This is a genomic window from Bacillus paranthracis (assembly GCF_001883995.1).
Lineage (GTDB): Bacteria > Bacillota > Bacilli > Bacillales > Bacillaceae_G > Bacillus_A > Bacillus_A paranthracis.
Genome location: NZ_MACE01000086.1, coordinates 67,959 through 85,097, shown reverse-complemented (window position 1 = coordinate 85,097; position 17,139 = coordinate 67,959). Strand labels below are relative to the sequence as shown.

Genomic DNA, 17,139 nt, shown 5'->3' with positions numbered 1-17,139 from the left:
ACTCGGCTTAGGAGGGAAAGTAATGAAGGTTCAAAACCCTTTTCCATATACAAACGACAATAAACGTTATCATACATGGAATTACCATTTACGAAATGAATTTGGTGAAAAAATCTTTAAAGTTTCATTAGATGCTGGCTTCGATTGTCCGAACCGTGACGGTACAGTTGCTTATGGCGGTTGTACATTTTGCAGTGCTGCTGGATCTGGTGACTTCGCTGGCGATCGCCGCGATGATGTTATAACGCAATATCATGAAATGAAAGAAAAAATGCACTCAAAGTGGAAAGATGGAAAATGTATCGCTTATTTTCAGGCTTACACAAATACACATGCACCACTTGAAGTATTAAAAGAAAAATTCGAACCGCTTCTAGCTGAAAAAGACGTTGTCGGTCTTTCTATCGCAACTCGTCCAGATTGTTTACCAGACGATGTCGTTGCATATTTAGCGGACTTAAATAAACGCACATATCTTTGGGTTGAACTCGGACTACAAACTGTTCATGAACGAACTGCAAACCTTATTAACCGCGCTCACGATTATCCGTCTTATGTGGAAGGCGTAAATAAATTACGTAAGCATGGTATTCGAGTTTGCTCTCATATTATTAACGGCCTTCCACTTGAAGATTACGACATGATGATGGAAACAGCTCGTGAAGTAGCAAAGCTTGACGTACAAGGAATTAAAATCCACTTACTTCACTTACTAAAAGGAACGCCAATGGTGAAGCAATATGAAAAAGGACAACTCGAGTTCCTTTCTCTTGAGGATTACGTAAGTCTCGTTGTTGATCAACTTGAAATCATTCCAGAGGACGTAATTGTGCACCGCATCACAGGTGACGGTCCACCTGATTTAATGATTGGTCCAATGTGGAGCTTAAATAAATGGGAAGTATTAAATTCCATCGATGCAGAATTTGTACGCCGCGGAAGCTGGCAAGGAAAATATGCAAATGAGGAGAAACAAAAATGAAATTAGAACGTGTATTACCGTTTGCTCGCACTCTCTTGCAAACGGCAGTAAAAGAAGGCGATTACGCTGTAGATGCAACTTTAGGAAACGGGCATGACACATGCTTCCTAGCTGAAATCGTTGGCGATAACGGAAAAGTATTTGGATTTGATATTCAAAAAGAGGCAATTGAAAGCTCAACAACTCGTTTAAAAGAAAAAGAACTTTTCGAACGTACTGTTTTAGTTCACGATAGTCACGATACACTTCTATCCGTATTACCAGAAGATGCAAAAGGAAAAGTAACAGGCGCAATTTTCAACTTAGGTTACCTTCCAGGCGGAGACAAACATATCGTTACAAAACCGAACTCAACAATTTCAGCGATCGAACAATTACTAGAAGTAATGGCACCTGAAGGAATCATCGTCCTTGTTATTTACCACGGACATCCAGAAGGACAAGTGGAACGGGACGCTGTTCTCAAATTTGCCGAAGAATTAGACCAAAAACAAGCACACGTACTGCGCTACGGCTTCATTAACCAACAAAATAACCCGCCATTTATTGTAGCGATTGAGAAGCGATAAATATATCGACGATTTTTCAATTATATCTATCGTAACTTCGAATATATCAACGATTTTTTCGATATATCGACGATTCGACACACTATATCGACTTATCGACAAAACATAACAAAAAAAGACGTGCACTCACTGCACGTCTTTTTGTTATTCTCCTATATAATGGATATATACACTATTTAAAGAAAGAAGGATAGAACTTTGCTAGTAGAACTAAAGGGAATTCAAAAGAAGTATGGCAAATCACTTATACTAGACAACATTGATTTATCCATTCCAGAAGGAGAAGCACTCGCCATTATTGGCGGGAACGGGACTGGAAAAAGTACTCTACTCAAAATAATTGCAGGCTTTATTTCACATACGGCAGGGACAATTCAAAGGAAAGAACATATACAAATCGGCTATGTACCTGAACATTTTCCTGAAGGGATTCGTTTTACATTAGAGGATTATCTATTTCATCTCGGCCGCATTCACGGTTTATCAACAAAATATGTAAAAGATAAAATTCCGCTGCTTCTTGAAAGGTTTCATTTACTTCATGCAAGGCATTCCGTTATACGAAACTTTTCAAAAGGTATGAAACAAAAAACCGGTATTATGCAAGCGTTACTTACGGACGTACATTTATTAATTTTAGACGAACCGCTTTCTGGGCTCGATCCTAACTCTCAGCAAGAATTAGAACATATTTTACTCTCATTAAAACAACAAGGTATATCTATACTCTTCACATGTCACGAAAAACAGCTACTAGAAAACTTCGCTGATAGAATTGTGACGTTAGCAAATCATACAATCACAGAAAATATCTCTGCACAAAAAGGAGCAGAACAAGTCTATATTGAAGCAATTGTTCACGAAACATTTTCAGCGATAGAACTACAAAAACAATCCGGTTTTATACACGTTGCACACAATTCAAATCAAAACCTTATTCAATTACAAATTGAAAAAGAATATACAAACGAAATGCTTCAGTTTTTATTGCATAAAAAAGCATCTATCACACTGCTACAACCTAACTTTTAAATCGAAAGAAGGTTTATTATGTTTGCTCTTATTCGTTATCACTTTCTCGACTATACAAAATCGTATAAGTACGTCCCTCCTATTGCGATGTACTTCATGAGCTTACTTTTTGTATATGCATATAAACCGACTCCTATTGTACCGACATATTTAGAAACAGCTCTCGCGCTTTATTTATTATCTGCCTGGATTACGGTCACAATTTTTCATACGGAAGATCCTGTACAAGAACAAATTACGATTTCTCACACAAATAATATTTCCGCACTATATGTAGGGAAATATATTACAGCTCTTCTCATTTGTACTGTTTTATCTTTTATATCCGTAATCTACCCAATTATTTTGCAAATGTTTAATGAAAAAATGACAGTTTCTTTATTTTTAGTCGGATTTCTCGCTCATATGTCTTTCTCTATACTTGGAATTTCAATCGCATCTTTATTTACTAGAAATATGATTCCAAAAGCAAGCACCGCTTGGCTTAGTCTTACATTTATATTGCTTATAACGATTGCATCTATCCGGTTTAAAAAAGAGTTACTATGGTTTTTACCACCTGTCGAAAGCTTTCTAATGCTTGGACAATACAAATATAATATACTGACTCACACGCTATGGCTCACAGCTTGGGCTATCGTATATTCATTTTTATTATTTACCTTATTTCTTTTTATCGTTCGCAAAAAACGTTTTTAATTACATATTAAAGGAGACGAAATAATGATCGGAATACTAGCAGGAATGGGGCCAAAATCAACTGGACCATTCATCGATACAGTTGTAGCAAAGTGCCAAACAATATACGGAGCAAAGCATGATATGGACTTTCCTCATATGATGATTTACTCGTGCCCAACACCGTTTTATATGGATCGCCCTATTGATCACGAAGCGATGAAAAAAGCGATTATTGAAGGAGCACAAAAACTCGAGAGTACTGGCGCAAGCTTTATCGCTATGCCGTGCAATACAGCGCATCTTTATTTTGAAGAATTACAGCAATCTCTTTCTATTCCTATTTTGAATATAGTTGATGAAACGTTACAAGCGATTCCTGAAACTGCAAAAAGAGTCGCTCTTCTCGCAACAGAAGCAACTGTTCAAGCTGGTATTTACCAAGATGGGATTGCAAAGCGTAATATAGAGTACATTCATCATGAAAAATGGCAGGATATGATTAATCAAATTATTACTTATATTAAAAGTGGAAAAGTTGAAGAAGCTCGCGAATTGTGGAATGCGCTCGTTTTACAATTGAGAGAGGAAGTTGATACTGTAATTATTGCATGTACTGATTTGAATGTGGTGGCGATTGAGGATTTTGTTGATTCCTCTCAATGTCTTGCGAAAGCGGTTGTTAAGATGTATGTAGAAAATATAAGGGGGTCCCAATGAATATACCTTTTGAAATGGGATACACGTTTGATGAAAACCTTAGAGAAAAACCTTTATCCCTTGTTAAAATGAAGCAAGGGATTGTACTTTTGAAAGAGCATTTACATGAAGGACCGTTATATGGGAAAAACTGCGGATTAATCGGTGTTTATGAACGAATCACTGGCAACCTTTCTGACAGTAAGTATTACTTACAGAAGGCCATTGAATATTACACACAAACAGACAACATCCAAGGGCTCTTTATTAACAAACTTCGTCTCGCACATACATATCATTGGGAAAGAAATTTTTCTGCTGCAAATACAATCTTTGCCGAACTTCTACAAACACTGCCAGACTTACCCGCTTATGAAGATTTTTTCTACCAACATTACGGAAAAAGTAAATTAGATGAAGGTGACTTCCACACCGCCCTTACTTGTTTTCAAAAAGCGCTTCAAATTAGGCTACAAAAAGGAAATGCAGAGCTAATTCATTCAACTAAGCTTTGCATTGCGTATTGTATGTCTCACCCATAAAAATACTTAAAAACTTTTAACTTTCTTCACAATTCTTTCAAAGTAATCACACTTAATCTCGCTATATTAAATAAGTAGTTATTCATATAGGGAAGGTTAGGGGAACTAAGAGCATGAAAGTAAATCGTTCGCTTCATTACATTTTTTGGCGTTGGCATTTTTATGCTGGGCTTTTTATTACGCCGCTTCTTATTACGTTGTCACTGAGCGGAATTGGGTATTTATTTCGGGAAGAGGTTGAGGATTTCATCTATAAAGATTTATATTTTGGGAAGAGTGCTCAAACAGAATCTATTTCGATGGCTGATTCTATTTCCTTAACAGAGAAAAAATATCCACATTATAGTGTGGCGAAAATTAGTGAGTTTAATGGGGATTATAATACGAGACTTACGATTGCAAATGAGTATACTGGGCAACAAAAATATGTGTATTTAGATAGCAATAATCAAATTGTTGGGGATCAAAACGCAAGTGAAACGTTTGCCAATATTATGAGGGAATTACATAGTTCTCTTTTAGTTGGTGGCACTATCGTCAACTATACGGTAGAACTTGCGGCATGTTGGACAATCTTTTTAATTGTAACTGGGTTGTACATGAGTATACGCCGATTCAAAAACACACCGGCATCCAATAAGCGAGAGAAAGCAAAACGACGTCATTCTATTATCGGTATTATATTTACAATTCCTCTCGTTTTGTTAGTTGCATCTGGATTGCCATGGTCAGGATTTATGGGTAACCAAATTTATAAAATTGCATCGTCAAATGAATCACTCGGATATCCGAAATTGTATATGGCACCGCCTGAATCGAAGGTAAAAGAATTGCCGTGGGCAACTAGAAAAGAAGCACCTCCTGAATCGAATTCGAATGAGCCAAAAGCAATTTCTGTCGATGAATTGCGAAACGGAATTAAAATAAAGAAACCATATGTTATTTCACTACCAGCTGATCCAAAAGGTGTGTTTACTGTTTCGAAATCGAGCGGTTCTGGTATTACAGGTATGCATGTTGCACCAAATGAAGAAATAACAGCTTACTTTGATCAATATAGCGGAGAACTTATTTCCAAAACGGACTATCGTGATTATGGATTACTTGCGCAATGGTTCACTTACGGTATCCCGCTTCACGAAGGTCATTTATTCGGATGGCCCAATAAAATATTATGCTTACTAACGACATTATCTTTATTGCTCCTTATTTATTACGGAGTAAAAATGTGGCTAGCAAGAAAGCCGAAAGGAAAATTAGCAGCACCGCCAAAGCAAAGAGATAAGAAAAGCATAATCGTTTTCTTTATCATGATGGTTATACTAGGCGCTGTCATGCCTTTATTCGGACTATCTGTTTTAGCTATTTTTGTGATTGAACTTCTTATATATGTATTTTCAAAAATACACTCATAGTAAAAAAGCATTTGTACTCCCTTGTACAAATGCTTTTTATTTACTATTTTCTTTTTTTCTATCACTTATTAAAAAGACAATATCTACTATAATAATCAATACAATAATAACTTGAGCTACATAATCCATCGTTGTAGGACCACCGGCTTTATTCATCATCATATACATTCCAGTTACAAATGAAATGGAGAGTAGCACGAGTAATGTTATTTCAATATGGTTATACAGCTTTTGAAACAATTGCTTCATTTCTGTCACCACCTTTACCATATTATAACAAAAAAAACCACTCTACATGAGTGGTTTTCTTTATCACTGCGCCGTTTTCTTTCGGTACATCTTCCCGTTCCAATAGAAGAATCGTGAAGTGAGACCACCGTATTTTACAATGCGCCTTGCCATTTTGTGCATATTCTTTTGTGCTGATACTTTTTGGTCTGATAAATAAATACCAAGTAATCCTCGGCTTATGAGACGATGAAACTTCGCATGAGGCAAATCACCAATGCTCTTCTCTGCTTCTTCTACAAAATGTTTCATACGATCTAATATCACTTGCTCGTTTTCATAATAACTACAGAAATTCAAATCCCCGCCGATGCGGTCTTCTTCTTGATCAATGAAATAATCAAGTAAGATATGAAGTCCTTGTACGTAAGGAAAATATCCTTGTCTAATTTTCGCAATATCTTCATCATGTAATTCATCATGAAAGGCATATGCGACAAGACAGAAGATTCCAAGCGTAGAACCGGCACATGCTGAAAATTCAAACCAACTCATCTCCGGTAAGTTTTCTTTATGTGCTTCAAACCATGTTTGTAATCTTGGTTCTCTTTCTTCTAATTTCACATGTTTATGAATTTGCAGATCACAATAATAACAAGCAAGTTCATGAAGAATAGGAGCAATTTTGTCATAGTGCTTCGTTTTCTTTAAAACATCTTGGCATGTTTCAACAAGTTCATCTAAATAACCACCATCATCTTGATCATCACGATAGCGATAATAATTACCGCCACCTTCTACTTCAGGTGATAATGCCATTAACATAGATTCATGCAGTGCGGCAAAATCATTCGGATCAAGTGATGTACTGCGATCACATAAATTATCTAAGTAGTCACTAATCGTTTGATATGCGACGATAAAACGAATACATTCCTCACGGTGTTCATTTGCTAATAGTGCTAAAATGCCACCGCCTTCGCAATGAAACGTTTTATGCTCAATACTTGCGATTGCCTGACTATGAAGCTCATCATTCGGAATATGGTAGGCACGCTCTTTCCACATCGCTAGCTCATGGTGTACAACCGGAAACACATCACGGTATACTTTCGCCATGAGCGTTATGGGATTACTCGGTACGTTCACTTCTTCCTTCATCTCCTCTATTCAATGTACAAATAATTTACTTATTTGTTTCTATTATGTTATTGATGCGTATTTCAGTAAATGACTGAATATAATTCAAAATTTCATCACGCTCATACTCATTTAATAACTCATGATAACAATTCGGCCATTCTTTAAAAGCCTTATCACTTATTTTAACATTATTAAACCAAGTGCGGACACGTGTTTTATCTACAAGTTTATCCTCACATGCTTGCATTAGCAAGAGCGGAACATCTGGAAAATCATCTATTTTTTTATGAGCGATTTCAATAGACTTAATCAATTCACTATACCAACGTACTGATACTTTGCGCAAGAACAATGAATCGTTCTCCATCGCATCTCTCACCTCATGATTACGCGTTGACATTTCCACTGTAAGATTCGTTGCAAATTGTAACTTCGGAGCGATAATATTTAATATTTTTGAGGCAGCTTGAAGCGGTGCAGAAGGTCCAGCTAATACACCTAAACATGGCGAACTTAAAATAATGCCGTCTACATCTTCTCTCTTCGTCTCTTGCATCATACGAATGACGATAAGACCACCCATACTATGACCAAATAGAAAAATAGGTAATCGATACTTTCTTGCCTCTTTCACCCATAATTTAACTTCCTCTATGTATTCATCAAACGAATCAATATGTCCTCTATTTCTTGAAGTCGTTCCATGTGACGGAAGGTCCCCCATCACGACGTGATAGCCGATATGATTCCACATTTCCGCAACAGCTTCATAACGTCCGTGATATTCCATTGCGCCGTGCACAATAACGATGACAGCCTTTGCTTGCTCAGCTTCATAATTCCACATACGGCTCTCCTCCATTTCACTCTTTCTCATAATTTGATACACTGAAACTAGTCTCTAGGAAAGGAAGGCTTTACATGATATATCCTTACAAAGAAAAAAATCCGAAAATTGCGAGTAGTGCTTTTATCGCTGACTACGTAACCATTACTGGTGATGTGACAATTGGCGAGGAATCAAGTATTTGGTTTAATACAGTCATACGTGGTGATGTGTCACCGACAATTATTGGAGACCGAGTAAATGTACAAGACCAATGTACACTCCACCAAAGCCCGCAATATCCTCTTATTTTAGAAGATGACGTAACAATTGGGCATCAAGTGATTTTACATAGCTGCCATATTAAGAAAGATGCTTTAATTGGAATGGGATCTATTATATTAGATGGTGCTGAAATTGGCGAAGGAGCCTTTATCGGTGCTGGAAGCCTCGTTTCACAAGGAAAGAAAATCCCGCCGAATACATTAGCTTTCGGTCGTCCAGCGAAAGTCGTTCGTGAGTTAACAGAAGAAGACCGTAAAGACATGGAGCGAATTCGCACGCAATACGTTGAAAAAGGCCAATATTATAAATCACTACAAAAATGATTTTACAGCTGCCATAATACTGGCAGTTTTTTTATATAAAATCTAACTTTTTCTTTACAAAACATTATTACTCCCTCAACAAAATCTTATTAAAATAAAAGCTAATATCTCCATATATATGTAGATGAGGGAGGAGAATTTTCATGAAGGTCAGTGGATTATATAAAATAGAATGTTACATTTTCAGAGGAATTAACCGCTACTTTGATCAAAAAACGTTAAATCTCTTTTTCAGCAATATTACTCATATCGGTGGCGCGACTTTCTCTATCGCACTCACACTGTTCTTTTTAATTTTCGCAAGTGGAACTTTGCATCAAGCTGCAATTGCAACTGCTATTTCGCTAGCAATTAGCCATATTCCTGTGCAAATATTAAAAAGATGGTATCCACGAAAACGTCCTTATTTAACAATTCAGGATGCAAAATATCCAGTCCATCCATTACAAGACCACTCTTTCCCGTCTGGTCATACAACAGCCGTTTTCTCTGTCTTTATTCCATTTATTTGCTATAATCCAAGCTTACTTATTTTCCTATTACCGTTAGCATTATGCGTCGGTATTTCTCGCATTTATTTAGGGCTTCACTATCCATCTGATGTATTCGTCGGTATGTGCCTCGGCACTTGCTCTGGCATCATCTCTTTTTATCAATTCATCCCACTTTTCACATAAAGGAGTGATATGATGAGAGTCGCCATTTTTACCGATACTTTTACGCCACAAGTGAACGGGGTTGCGAAAACGTTAGAGCGGTTAACACGATATTTTCAGAAAGAAAATATCGCCTATTCTGTTTTCGCACCTCAGCATACAGCTGAAGATAATTTCGTAGCGAATGTGAACAAGATGAGAAGTATCCCGTTAACAATATTATATCCAGAATGTCGCTTTTCTTTTCCTACTCCGCGCATTAAGCGAGAACTTCTTTCCTTTAAACCTGACATAATTCACATTGCTACACCTTTCAACATGGGACTTTGTGGATTGTATTATGCGAAAAAGTTAAACATCCCAGTTGTCGGTTCTTATCATACTGATTTCGATGCTTATTTACGCTATTACAAAATCGAATTTCTCTCCAATATGCTTTGGAACTATTTAAAATGGTTTCATAGTCATATGCAAAAAAATTTTGTCCCTTCTCCTGAAACATTACATCAATTAAAACATAAAGGCTTTCAGGCCCTCTCTATTTGGGGACGGGGTGTAGATTGCACACTCTTTCATCCAGCTTACAATACAGAAGTATTCCGGAAAAAATATAATATTACAGCGAAGTATGTCCTTTCCTATGTTGGACGGATTGCTCCTGAAAAAGATATTGATATGTTGCAAAATCTTATCGTTAAATCAGCGCATACTCGAAACGATATTCATTGGCTTATAGCAGGAGACGGTCCTCTAGCAACAAGTCTTCGTGAAGCTGTTCCGAAAACAAATGTCACGTTTACTGGCTATTTACAAGGCGTGGATTTAGCTGAAGCATATGCTTGTTCTAACATGATGGTATTTCCATCAGCCACTGAAACATTCGGAAATGTTGTACTTGAATCGCTTGCATGCGGCACACCTGTCATCGGTGCAAATAGTGGCGGGGTTAAAAATATTATTACAAATGGAAAAACGGGAGTTCTTTGCCCGCCAAAAAATGAGGACGCATTTCTATCATCCATTTATTTTTTATTGCAAAATGAAGAAAAATTGGAGCAGATGGGAGTAGCAGCTTTATCTTATGCGAAATCAAAAAGCTGGGATGAGATCTTTCGTGGCTTGCTTAACGAATATGAGGAAGTACTTCAGCATAACGCATCAGAGTTACTTGCTTAAACAGAAAAACTCCCTTCAAAAAACGAAGGGAGTTTATTATACAATTGTAAAATTTACTTAAATAAATGATACACAAGGTGAAATATTATATTATTTCTATATTCATTATAACAAAAACAAACATAAACAAATAGACTTGTAATAAAAACCCATAAAAATTAATATATGGTTATACAGTATTTTAACTGTATAGTGATTTTAAGAATTCCCCTTAAAATCAACTTACTCACATACCTTTATACAGTAATTGTTCCCCAATTTCTGTATACAAAAAAACCTTTCATTCATTTGAAAGGTCTTTTTGAGCCTGCACATATTCTTCTTTCGTATTCACATTTATAAACCACTCTGCATGCGCTTGTACATCTTCACCAGCAATATATTTCACATTACATTGTGATAAAAGCTGACCCATACTTCTTTTTTCTTCTTGAAGCAAAGTATAAATCTTTTCTTTCACGCGGTTATGGTACGCTGCAAGTAGCGGTTGTTTCCTTCCATTAATAATAGGTACAACTGCATCATACTCATTGCTTGTTTGCTCCAGTAAAATGGTAAACCACTCATGCGAAACATTTGGCGCATCACATGGCATAATAGCATACCAATCTGCTTCTATATATTCCATACCTGATACAATTCCAGCAAGTGGCCCGTTCCCTTTATAGTGCGGAATATCTTCTATAACAGGAACTTGTACGAGTTTCTCTACTCGCTCTTTTATATCAGAATGACTAATGACTACAACTTCTTGGAGCGTACTTGTCATCACTTTCAAAATATGCTCAATAAAAGTACTATCTTGCCAGCTCGCTAACGCTTTTGGTTCACCGAATCGACTCGACATACCTCCTGCCAATACAATTCCAGCATACTTACTCATTGGCGATGCAACTCAAATGTAATATGACCTAATTCTGGTAAAATTAATTTATTCATCGCAAGGCGAACTGCTCCGCTAGATCCTGGCATCGAGAAGACTACTTTGCGCCCAATTGTGCCGCCGATCGCTCTACTTAACATTGCGCTGCTTCCGATATCTTCTAAATAACTAATCATGCGGAACAACTCACCAAATCCGACAATTTCTTTATGTAATAACGCTGATACTGCTTCAATTGTGACATCGCGTTTCGTAATACCAGTTCCGCCATTTGTTAATACAACATCAACATCTTCCCTATGATAACCAGCTAACACAGCTTGCTGAATACTTTCTTTATCATCTTTCACAATTTCATAAGAAGTCACTGTATGGCCTGCTTCTTTTAACAATTCATGTAATAGTTGCCCGCTCTTATCTGTCTCTTCTGTACGTGTATCGGAAATCGTTACAATCTTGCAGCGCACTTCTTTTGGCGCTTGTTTTTTATGTTCGGTTACGCTCATTTTTTCATCTTTCCTTTCTTAAAGACTTTTCTTCATTTTATCATACATATCTTTACACAATTATGTATGAAGCCAACAATGCGCCATGATACAATATAAGTATAAAAAACCACAAAAAGGAAAGTGCACTTTCTTATACTCCTTAGACTACACACCTTTAGCTACTCTTTATATTTTCTACATACATAGAATTCAATTTTAAAACTTGTACTAAAAAATAAATTGGAGGTCTATCTATTATGGAACTATACAAAAAATTAACAACAACATTCATCCTCTTATTTATCGCTTCCATCACTGTCGGCTTTTCTCTAAAAGGCGCAATTCCATACGCTACATTAGTAAGTATTATATGCGCAACGCTATTTTTACTAAGCGGTGCATTTTGCGCGGGCAAAGCACGTCAAATGAAAGGTTGATTTCACATGTTTCAAAAAAGCCAACTGTTTGTAAATCATGCCAAAAAGAAATACAAACATATGAAAAAGCATGGATTCATATGCCGCTTCCGGCAAATGGCATGACGAATATGAAAAAGTATATTGAGCTAGAAGGAGAGATTTATTGTAGCTCTTTTGTTGAAATAATGAACAAAAAATAGTAAATACAAAAGGGGGACTTACATTGTTTGAATCAAACCGTATCCAGTTACGAAAGTTTTCCGAAGATGATATTCTAACATATTATAAATGGCATAATGATATGGACGTTATGAGTTCAACTACTCTCACTCTTGATAAATATTCCCTTCAAGACACAGAAAAACTTTGCCAGCAATTTATTCATTCTCCGAACTCTAAGAGCTATATCATTGAAGAAAAAGCTACGCATCTTTCAATTGGTATTACTTCTTTAATTCATATTGATTCGTATAATCGAAACGCTGAATGTATTATTGATATTGGTAACAAGGGTTACTGGGGGCAAGGTTATGGGAAGGAAGCTTTCATCTTATTATTGGATTATGCATTTTTAGAATTAAATTTACATCGCCTTTCTTTACGAGTATTTTCTTTTAACGATAGAGCAATTAAATTATATAAATCGCTCGGTTTTCAACATGAAGGAACTTGTAAAGAAGCTATATTCCGCAATGGCACTTGGCATGATATTGAATTCTTCGCTTTATTCCAACGTAATTATATATAAAAAAAAGCTTTGCGCTCACCGCGCAAAGCTTTTTTTCATATATTATAGACCAGCTTGCTCTTTTAAAGCTGCAGCTTTGTCTGTACGTTCCCATGATAGATCTACATCAGTACGTCCGAAGTGGCCGTAAGCTGCTGTTTGTTTGTAAATTGGGCGACGTAAGTCTAGCATTTTAATAATACCAGCTGGGCGAAGATCGAAGTTGTTACGAACTAGTTCTACTAATACGTCTTCAGATACTTTACCAGTGCCGAATGTATCAACTGAAATTGATACTGGTTGTGCTACACCGATTGCGTATGCAAGTTGTACTTCTGCTTTCTCAGCAAGACCAGCTGCTACGATGTTTTTCGCAACATAACGAGCTGCATATGCTGCAGAACGGTCAACTTTTGTTGCATCTTTACCAGAGAATGCACCGCCACCGTGGCGAGCGTATCCACCGTAAGTATCAACGATGATTTTACGTCCTGTTAAACCAGCATCACCTTGTGGTCCACCAATTACGAAGCGGCCAGTTGGGTTAATGAAGAATTTTGTTTCTCCATCGATTAATTCTGCTGGTACTACAGCTTTAATTACGTGCTCTTTTAAGTCGCGATCGATTTCTTCCCATGTAACATCTGGGTGATGTTGTGTAGAAATTACGATAGTATCAACACGTACTGGTTTACCATTTTCATCATACTCAACTGTAACTTGCGTTTTTCCATCCGGACGTAGGTATGATAATGTATCATTTTTACGTACTTCAGTTAAACGGCGAGCTAATTTGTGAGCAAGCGAGATTGGAAGTGGCATTAACTCTTGTGTTTCATTACATGCGAAACCAAACATTAAACCTTGGTCTCCTGCACCAATTGCCTCAATCTCAGCGTCAGTCATTTGACCTTCGCGTGCTTCTAGCGCTTGGTCAACACCCATAGCGATGTCAGCAGATTGCTCATCGATAGATGTTAAAACTGCACAAGTTTCTGCATCGAATCCGTATTTTGCGCGTGTGTAACCAATGCCTTGAATTGTTTCACGAACGATTTTTGGAATATCTACGTAAGTAGAAGTCGTAATTTCCCCCGCTACCAATACTAAACCAGTTGTTACAGTTGTTTCACAAGCTACACGTGCATTTGCGTCTTTTGATAAGATCGCATCTAAAATTGAATCAGAAATTTGGTCACAAATTTTATCTGGATGTCCTTCAGTTACAGACTCAGATGTGAACAGATGACGTTTTTTTGTCATGTGGTAAACCTCCCTACAGTAATTGTATATATTGTACGGAACTCATCCTTAATTTGCCACAGATTGCGACATACATTTATTCTCCCACACAAGCATACAGAAAAACCTTTCCTACATAATAGAGAGGAAAGGTTTAATTTGCTACTTGCATACTGCTTTTTGCCCTTCGCTCTTATCGTTCGAGACCTGTAGCCTCGCACAGGTTTTAGCACCTATTCACTTGTGTTTACCAATACAAGTGAGGTTGCTGGGCTTCATCGGGCCTGTCCCTCCGCCAGCTCGGGATAAGAGAGTATCCGTCCCAACCTATACTAAAGAAATGATATTCATTTGTCAATTAATATTCACATTTTCGTGAAAGTTTTTCTCAATGCGCCTAAAATGAAATATTAATAAGGAAATAATGTATTCACACAAACAAAAAGAAATAAATAGTATACATTATTTATATAATTGTGTTATACTCTTGTTGGGGATTACGAGAAATATTTCATTAAATGAAAAGGATGGTATATAAATATGAGTACTGTGAATGTCCAAATTGGTTTACACGAATTATTGAACGGAAGCAATGCACAGATTCAACTAAGTGTTCCGCAATTAGTGGAAAAAGTATTAATGCGAAATGAAGGGAAATTAACTTCGACTGGTGCCGTTTCTGCTTCAACTGGAAAATATACAGGACGTTCTCCTAAAGATAAATTTATTGTGAAAGAAGCATCGGTTGCTGACAAAATTGCTTGGGGAGCAGTGAACCAACCGATTTCTGAAGAACATTTTAATAAATTATATACGAAAGTTTTAGAATACTTAAAAGAGAAAGAAGAGTTATTCGTCTTCAAAGGATTTGCAGGCGCTGACCGCAATTACCGCCTACCAATTCAAGTTATTAATGAATATGCATGGCACAATTTATTTGTACATCAACTATTCATTCGTCCAACTGAAGAAGAATTAACAACTCATGAATCAGAGTTCACAATTGTTTCTGCACCGAATTTCAAAGCTGATCCAGCTGTTGACGGTACAAACTCTGAAGCATTCATTATGGTTTCATTCGAAAAACGTATCGTACTAATTGGTGGTACAGAATACGCTGGAGAAATGAAAAAATCAATCTTCTCTATTATGAACTTCTTATTACCTGAACAAGATATCCTTTCTATGCATTGCTCTGCAAACGTAGGTGAAGAAGGCGATGTAGCATTATTCTTCGGTTTATCTGGAACAGGTAAAACAACATTATCTGCTGATCCAAACCGTAAATTAATCGGTGATGATGAGCACGGTTGGTCTGATAACGGTGTATTCAATATTGAAGGCGGTTGCTACGCGAAATGTGTAAACCTTTCTCACGAGAAAGAACCACAAATTTTCGATGCAATCACATTTGGATCTGTTTTAGAAAACGTTATCATTAATGACCAAACGCGTATCGCAGACTATAACGATACTACTTTAACAGAAAATACTCGTGCTGCATACCCTATGCATGCGATTGACAATATCGTACTGCCAAGTGTTGCAGGACACCCAAATACAATTATCTTCTTAACTGCTGATGCATCTGGCGTATTGCCTCCAATCAGTAAGTTATCAAAAGAACAAGCTATGTATCACTTCTTAAGTGGTTACACTAGTAAACTAGCAGGAACAGAGCGCGGTGTTACATCTCCGCAAGCAACATTCTCAACTTGCTTCGGTTCACCATTCTTACCACTTGATGCATCTCGCTATGCTGAAATGCTTGGTGAAAAAATTGAGAAACACGATGCGAAAGTATTCTTAGTAAACACTGGCTGGACTGGTGGCGAATACGGCGTTGGTAAACGTATGAACTTAGGTTACACTCGTGCAATGATTCAAGCAGCATTAAGCGGTGAACTTGCGAAAACTGAAACAGCTAAACATGACATCTTCGGTCTTGAAGTTCCACTTCACGTACCAGGTGTACCTGACGAAGTGTTAATGCCTGAACAAACTTGGGCTGATAAAGCTGCTTATAAAGCAAAAGCAATCGAACTTGCAAATGAATTCAAAGCTAACTTCAAAAAGTTCGACAGCGTATCTGAAGACATTATTAACTTAGGCGGCCCAATCGCTTAAGCGCAAACTTTCTGTTGGAATAACCCTTTACTCATATGAATAAGTGTCGTGTAACCGTAAAGTTTCGCGTACTCACCGACAAAACCCAATGCGGCTTAACGGTTACACACACTTACATAAAAAAGAAGCTTACGTTTTTTACGTAAGCTTCTTTCTATATCTTATATAAAGTAAAACGTTACTCTCTTCATCTGTGACTTCGTTTGTTAATTTACAGAATTTTCACTTTATATTTACTTATTTTTAGTTTTTCATGATATAATTTACATATATAGGAAGGGGTGAAACCTATGAAAAATTTTTCTCGTACAGGAAAAATTTTATTCAGTTATGGAGCGATTCAAATGTTTTGGGGACTTGTAATGCTTAACGTTAATTTATTTGAGCATACAAGTGAAACGATAAAATATATTATTCTAATTACCGGAATAGTTTTTTGTATTATATCCAACTTTTTTAAAGAACATAAAAGTCATACTAATACGTAATTTCATGTTAACTTATCGGAAGCAAAAACCTGTATTTTATGCAATGTTTCGCTTCCTGTTGTACTATTCATCGCTGGATTCCTTATTCTAGGGTAAATTCATTTTTACACATACAACTTACGGATTCGAACATATAAATTACATCCCTCTAGTTTCACAACGTATGGAGCTAAAAAAGGATTTAAACGCTTCTATCCCTCGCTAGATCCTC

The 17,139-nt window shown here is 36.8% G+C and carries 21 protein-coding genes and 1 riboswitch; of the genes, 15 read left to right on the top strand and 6 right to left on the bottom strand.

All coding sequences use genetic code 11. The features are described from left to right. Positions 1 to 22: 22 nt before the first annotated feature. The 7 genes from mnmL (at position 23) to BAQ46_RS28995 (ending at position 5,917) form a co-directional block, all read left to right on the top strand. On the top strand, positions 23 to 982 hold the full coding sequence (gene mnmL / locus BAQ46_RS29025) for a tRNA modification radical SAM protein MnmL/YtqA (protein ID WP_061536613.1): 960 nt from the start codon (positions 23 to 25) through the stop codon (positions 980 to 982). Next, a complete protein-coding gene (gene mnmM, locus BAQ46_RS29020; protein ID WP_000764489.1) occupies positions 979 to 1,551 on the top strand; it encodes a tRNA 5-(aminomethyl)-2-thiouridylate-methyltransferase MnmM in 573 nt (190 codons plus the stop codon). Before mnmL ends, mnmM begins: the two co-directional genes overlap by 4 nt. 198 nt (positions 1,552 to 1,749) lie before the next feature. Beyond that, positions 1,750 to 2,583: an ABC transporter ATP-binding protein gene (locus BAQ46_RS29015; RefSeq protein ID WP_000959708.1), complete on the top strand. Its 834-nt coding sequence runs from the start codon at positions 1,750 to 1,752 to the stop codon at positions 2,581 to 2,583. Between the two features lie 18 nt (positions 2,584 to 2,601). Then, the gene (locus BAQ46_RS29010) at positions 2,602 to 3,282 is read left to right on the top strand and encodes a hypothetical protein (protein WP_044790851.1); all 681 of its coding nucleotides are present in this window, start codon (positions 2,602 to 2,604) and stop codon (positions 3,280 to 3,282) included. A gap of 24 nt (positions 3,283 to 3,306) precedes the next feature. Further along, positions 3,307 to 3,981 (top strand): aspartate/glutamate racemase family protein, encoded by a 675-nt coding sequence (locus BAQ46_RS29005; RefSeq protein ID WP_071743429.1) that lies wholly within the window; start codon positions 3,307 to 3,309, stop codon positions 3,979 to 3,981. Next, positions 3,978 to 4,502 (top strand): hypothetical protein, encoded by a 525-nt coding sequence (locus BAQ46_RS29000; protein ID WP_071743428.1) that lies wholly within the window; start codon positions 3,978 to 3,980, stop codon positions 4,500 to 4,502. The genes BAQ46_RS29005 and BAQ46_RS29000 overlap by 4 nt, the downstream gene beginning before the upstream one ends. Before the next feature lie 113 nt (positions 4,503 to 4,615). Beyond that, on the top strand, positions 4,616 to 5,917 hold the full coding sequence (locus BAQ46_RS28995; RefSeq protein ID WP_071743426.1) for a PepSY-associated TM helix domain-containing protein: 1,302 nt from the start codon (positions 4,616 to 4,618) through the stop codon (positions 5,915 to 5,917). A 36-nt stretch (positions 5,918 to 5,953) separates the two neighbouring features. Here BAQ46_RS28995 and BAQ46_RS28990 read toward each other — a convergent pair whose 3' ends face one another. From BAQ46_RS28990 to BAQ46_RS28980, 3 genes are read right to left on the bottom strand one after another with little or no spacing between them, the layout of a single operon-like run. Then, positions 5,954 to 6,187 (bottom strand): hypothetical protein, encoded by a 234-nt coding sequence (locus BAQ46_RS28990; protein ID WP_001998481.1) that lies wholly within the window; start codon positions 6,185 to 6,187, stop codon positions 5,954 to 5,956. A 42-nt stretch (positions 6,188 to 6,229) separates the two neighbouring features. Then, positions 6,230 to 7,294: a tetraprenyl-beta-curcumene synthase family protein gene (locus BAQ46_RS28985; RefSeq protein WP_001102457.1), complete on the bottom strand. Its 1,065-nt coding sequence runs from the start codon at positions 7,292 to 7,294 to the stop codon at positions 6,230 to 6,232. 37 nt (positions 7,295 to 7,331) lie between these two features. Beyond that, entirely contained in the window at positions 7,332 to 8,135 is an 804-nt protein-coding gene (locus BAQ46_RS28980) for an alpha/beta hydrolase (protein WP_000267442.1), read from the bottom strand. 74 nt (positions 8,136 to 8,209) lie between these two features. Between BAQ46_RS28980 and BAQ46_RS28975 the strand changes: the two genes are divergently transcribed. The 3 genes from BAQ46_RS28975 to BAQ46_RS28965 all read left to right on the top strand — a co-directional run bounded on the left by BAQ46_RS28975 (position 8,210) and on the right by BAQ46_RS28965 (position 10,554). After that, on the top strand, positions 8,210 to 8,722 hold the full coding sequence (locus tag BAQ46_RS28975) for a gamma carbonic anhydrase (protein ID WP_000640211.1): 513 nt from the start codon (positions 8,210 to 8,212) through the stop codon (positions 8,720 to 8,722). 143 nt (positions 8,723 to 8,865) lie between these two features. Next, positions 8,866 to 9,399 (top strand): phosphatase PAP2 family protein, encoded by a 534-nt coding sequence (locus BAQ46_RS28970; protein WP_000868600.1) that lies wholly within the window; start codon positions 8,866 to 8,868, stop codon positions 9,397 to 9,399. A gap of 12 nt (positions 9,400 to 9,411) precedes the next feature. Continuing rightward, entirely contained in the window at positions 9,412 to 10,554 is a 1,143-nt protein-coding gene (locus tag BAQ46_RS28965; RefSeq protein ID WP_071743424.1) for a glycosyltransferase family 4 protein, read from the top strand. Between the two features lie 280 nt (positions 10,555 to 10,834). Here BAQ46_RS28965 and BAQ46_RS28960 read toward each other — a convergent pair whose 3' ends face one another. Together BAQ46_RS28960 and BAQ46_RS28955 are read right to left on the bottom strand one after the other, a co-directional pair. Then, a complete protein-coding gene (locus tag BAQ46_RS28960; protein ID WP_071743423.1) occupies positions 10,835 to 11,437 on the bottom strand; it encodes a molybdenum cofactor guanylyltransferase in 603 nt (200 codons plus the stop codon). Continuing rightward, positions 11,434 to 11,943: a MogA/MoaB family molybdenum cofactor biosynthesis protein gene (locus BAQ46_RS28955; protein ID WP_000117134.1), complete on the bottom strand. Its 510-nt coding sequence runs from the start codon at positions 11,941 to 11,943 to the stop codon at positions 11,434 to 11,436. The genes BAQ46_RS28960 and BAQ46_RS28955 overlap by 4 nt, the downstream gene beginning before the upstream one ends. Before the next feature lie 239 nt (positions 11,944 to 12,182). Between BAQ46_RS28955 and BAQ46_RS28950 the strand changes: the two genes are divergently transcribed. From BAQ46_RS28950 to BAQ46_RS28940, 3 genes are read left to right on the top strand one after another with little or no spacing between them, the layout of a single operon-like run. Next, positions 12,183 to 12,362 (top strand): hypothetical protein, encoded by a 180-nt coding sequence (locus tag BAQ46_RS28950; protein ID WP_000424794.1) that lies wholly within the window; start codon positions 12,183 to 12,185, stop codon positions 12,360 to 12,362. Then, positions 12,362 to 12,544 (top strand): hypothetical protein, encoded by a 183-nt coding sequence (locus tag BAQ46_RS28945; RefSeq protein WP_071743437.1) that lies wholly within the window; start codon positions 12,362 to 12,364, stop codon positions 12,542 to 12,544. Before BAQ46_RS28950 ends, BAQ46_RS28945 begins: the two co-directional genes overlap by 1 nt. A 23-nt stretch (positions 12,545 to 12,567) precedes the next feature. Then, positions 12,568 to 13,092 (top strand): GNAT family N-acetyltransferase, encoded by a 525-nt coding sequence (locus BAQ46_RS28940; RefSeq protein WP_000464127.1) that lies wholly within the window; start codon positions 12,568 to 12,570, stop codon positions 13,090 to 13,092. Positions 13,093 to 13,134: 42 nt separating this feature from the next. Here the strand turns inward: BAQ46_RS28940 and metK are convergent, their stop codons facing one another. Further along, positions 13,135 to 14,334: a methionine adenosyltransferase gene (gene metK / locus BAQ46_RS28935; protein ID WP_000163125.1), complete on the bottom strand. Its 1,200-nt coding sequence runs from the start codon at positions 14,332 to 14,334 to the stop codon at positions 13,135 to 13,137. 169 nt (positions 14,335 to 14,503) lie between these two features. Next, a riboswitch (SAM riboswitch) is annotated at positions 14,504 to 14,625 on the bottom strand. A 228-nt stretch (positions 14,626 to 14,853) separates the two neighbouring features. Here metK and pckA point away from each other — a divergent pair. Both pckA and BAQ46_RS28925 read left to right on the top strand, forming a co-directional pair. After that, complete coding sequence (gene pckA / locus BAQ46_RS28930; RefSeq protein WP_000108804.1) at positions 14,854 to 16,440, top strand: phosphoenolpyruvate carboxykinase (ATP); 1,587 nt, start codon at positions 14,854 to 14,856, stop codon at positions 16,438 to 16,440. 290 nt (positions 16,441 to 16,730) lie between these two features. Further along, positions 16,731 to 16,928, top strand: a complete 198-nt coding sequence (locus tag BAQ46_RS28925; RefSeq protein ID WP_000788116.1) for a hypothetical protein — start codon at positions 16,731 to 16,733, stop codon at positions 16,926 to 16,928. Positions 16,929 to 17,139: the final 211 nt, after the last annotated feature.

What these genes read in the sequence shown, in the direction of transcription:
- mnmL (WP_061536613.1), top strand. Translation starts at nt 23, where the DNA reads ATGAAGGTTCAAAACCCTTTTCCATATACAAACGACAATAAACGTTAT.
- mnmM (WP_000764489.1), top strand. Translation starts at nt 979, where the DNA reads ATGAAATTAGAACGTGTATTACCGTTTGCTCGCACTCTCTTGCAAACG.
- BAQ46_RS29010 (WP_044790851.1), top strand. Translation starts at nt 2,602, where the DNA reads ATGTTTGCTCTTATTCGTTATCACTTTCTCGACTATACAAAATCGTAT.
- BAQ46_RS29005 (WP_071743429.1), top strand. Translation starts at nt 3,307, where the DNA reads ATGATCGGAATACTAGCAGGAATGGGGCCAAAATCAACTGGACCATTC.
- BAQ46_RS29000 (WP_071743428.1), top strand. Translation starts at nt 3,978, where the DNA reads ATGAATATACCTTTTGAAATGGGATACACGTTTGATGAAAACCTTAGA.
- BAQ46_RS28995 (WP_071743426.1), top strand. Translation starts at nt 4,616, where the DNA reads ATGAAAGTAAATCGTTCGCTTCATTACATTTTTTGGCGTTGGCATTTT.
- BAQ46_RS28990 (WP_001998481.1), bottom strand. Translation starts at nt 6,187, where the DNA reads ATGGTAAAGGTGGTGACAGAAATGAAGCAATTGTTTCAAAAGCTGTAT.
- BAQ46_RS28980 (WP_000267442.1), bottom strand. Translation starts at nt 8,135, where the DNA reads ATGTGGAATTATGAAGCTGAGCAAGCAAAGGCTGTCATCGTTATTGTG.
- BAQ46_RS28975 (WP_000640211.1), top strand. Translation starts at nt 8,210, where the DNA reads ATGATATATCCTTACAAAGAAAAAAATCCGAAAATTGCGAGTAGTGCT.
- BAQ46_RS28970 (WP_000868600.1), top strand. Translation starts at nt 8,866, where the DNA reads ATGAAGGTCAGTGGATTATATAAAATAGAATGTTACATTTTCAGAGGA.
- BAQ46_RS28965 (WP_071743424.1), top strand. Translation starts at nt 9,412, where the DNA reads ATGAGAGTCGCCATTTTTACCGATACTTTTACGCCACAAGTGAACGGG.
- BAQ46_RS28960 (WP_071743423.1), bottom strand. Translation starts at nt 11,437, where the DNA reads ATGAGTAAGTATGCTGGAATTGTATTGGCAGGAGGTATGTCGAGTCGA.
- BAQ46_RS28955 (WP_000117134.1), bottom strand. Translation starts at nt 11,943, where the DNA reads ATGAGCGTAACCGAACATAAAAAACAAGCGCCAAAAGAAGTGCGCTGC.
- BAQ46_RS28950 (WP_000424794.1), top strand. Translation starts at nt 12,183, where the DNA reads ATGGAACTATACAAAAAATTAACAACAACATTCATCCTCTTATTTATC.
- metK (WP_000163125.1), bottom strand. Translation starts at nt 14,334, where the DNA reads ATGACAAAAAAACGTCATCTGTTCACATCTGAGTCTGTAACTGAAGGA.
- pckA (WP_000108804.1), top strand. Translation starts at nt 14,854, where the DNA reads ATGAGTACTGTGAATGTCCAAATTGGTTTACACGAATTATTGAACGGA.
- BAQ46_RS28925 (WP_000788116.1), top strand. Translation starts at nt 16,731, where the DNA reads ATGAAAAATTTTTCTCGTACAGGAAAAATTTTATTCAGTTATGGAGCG.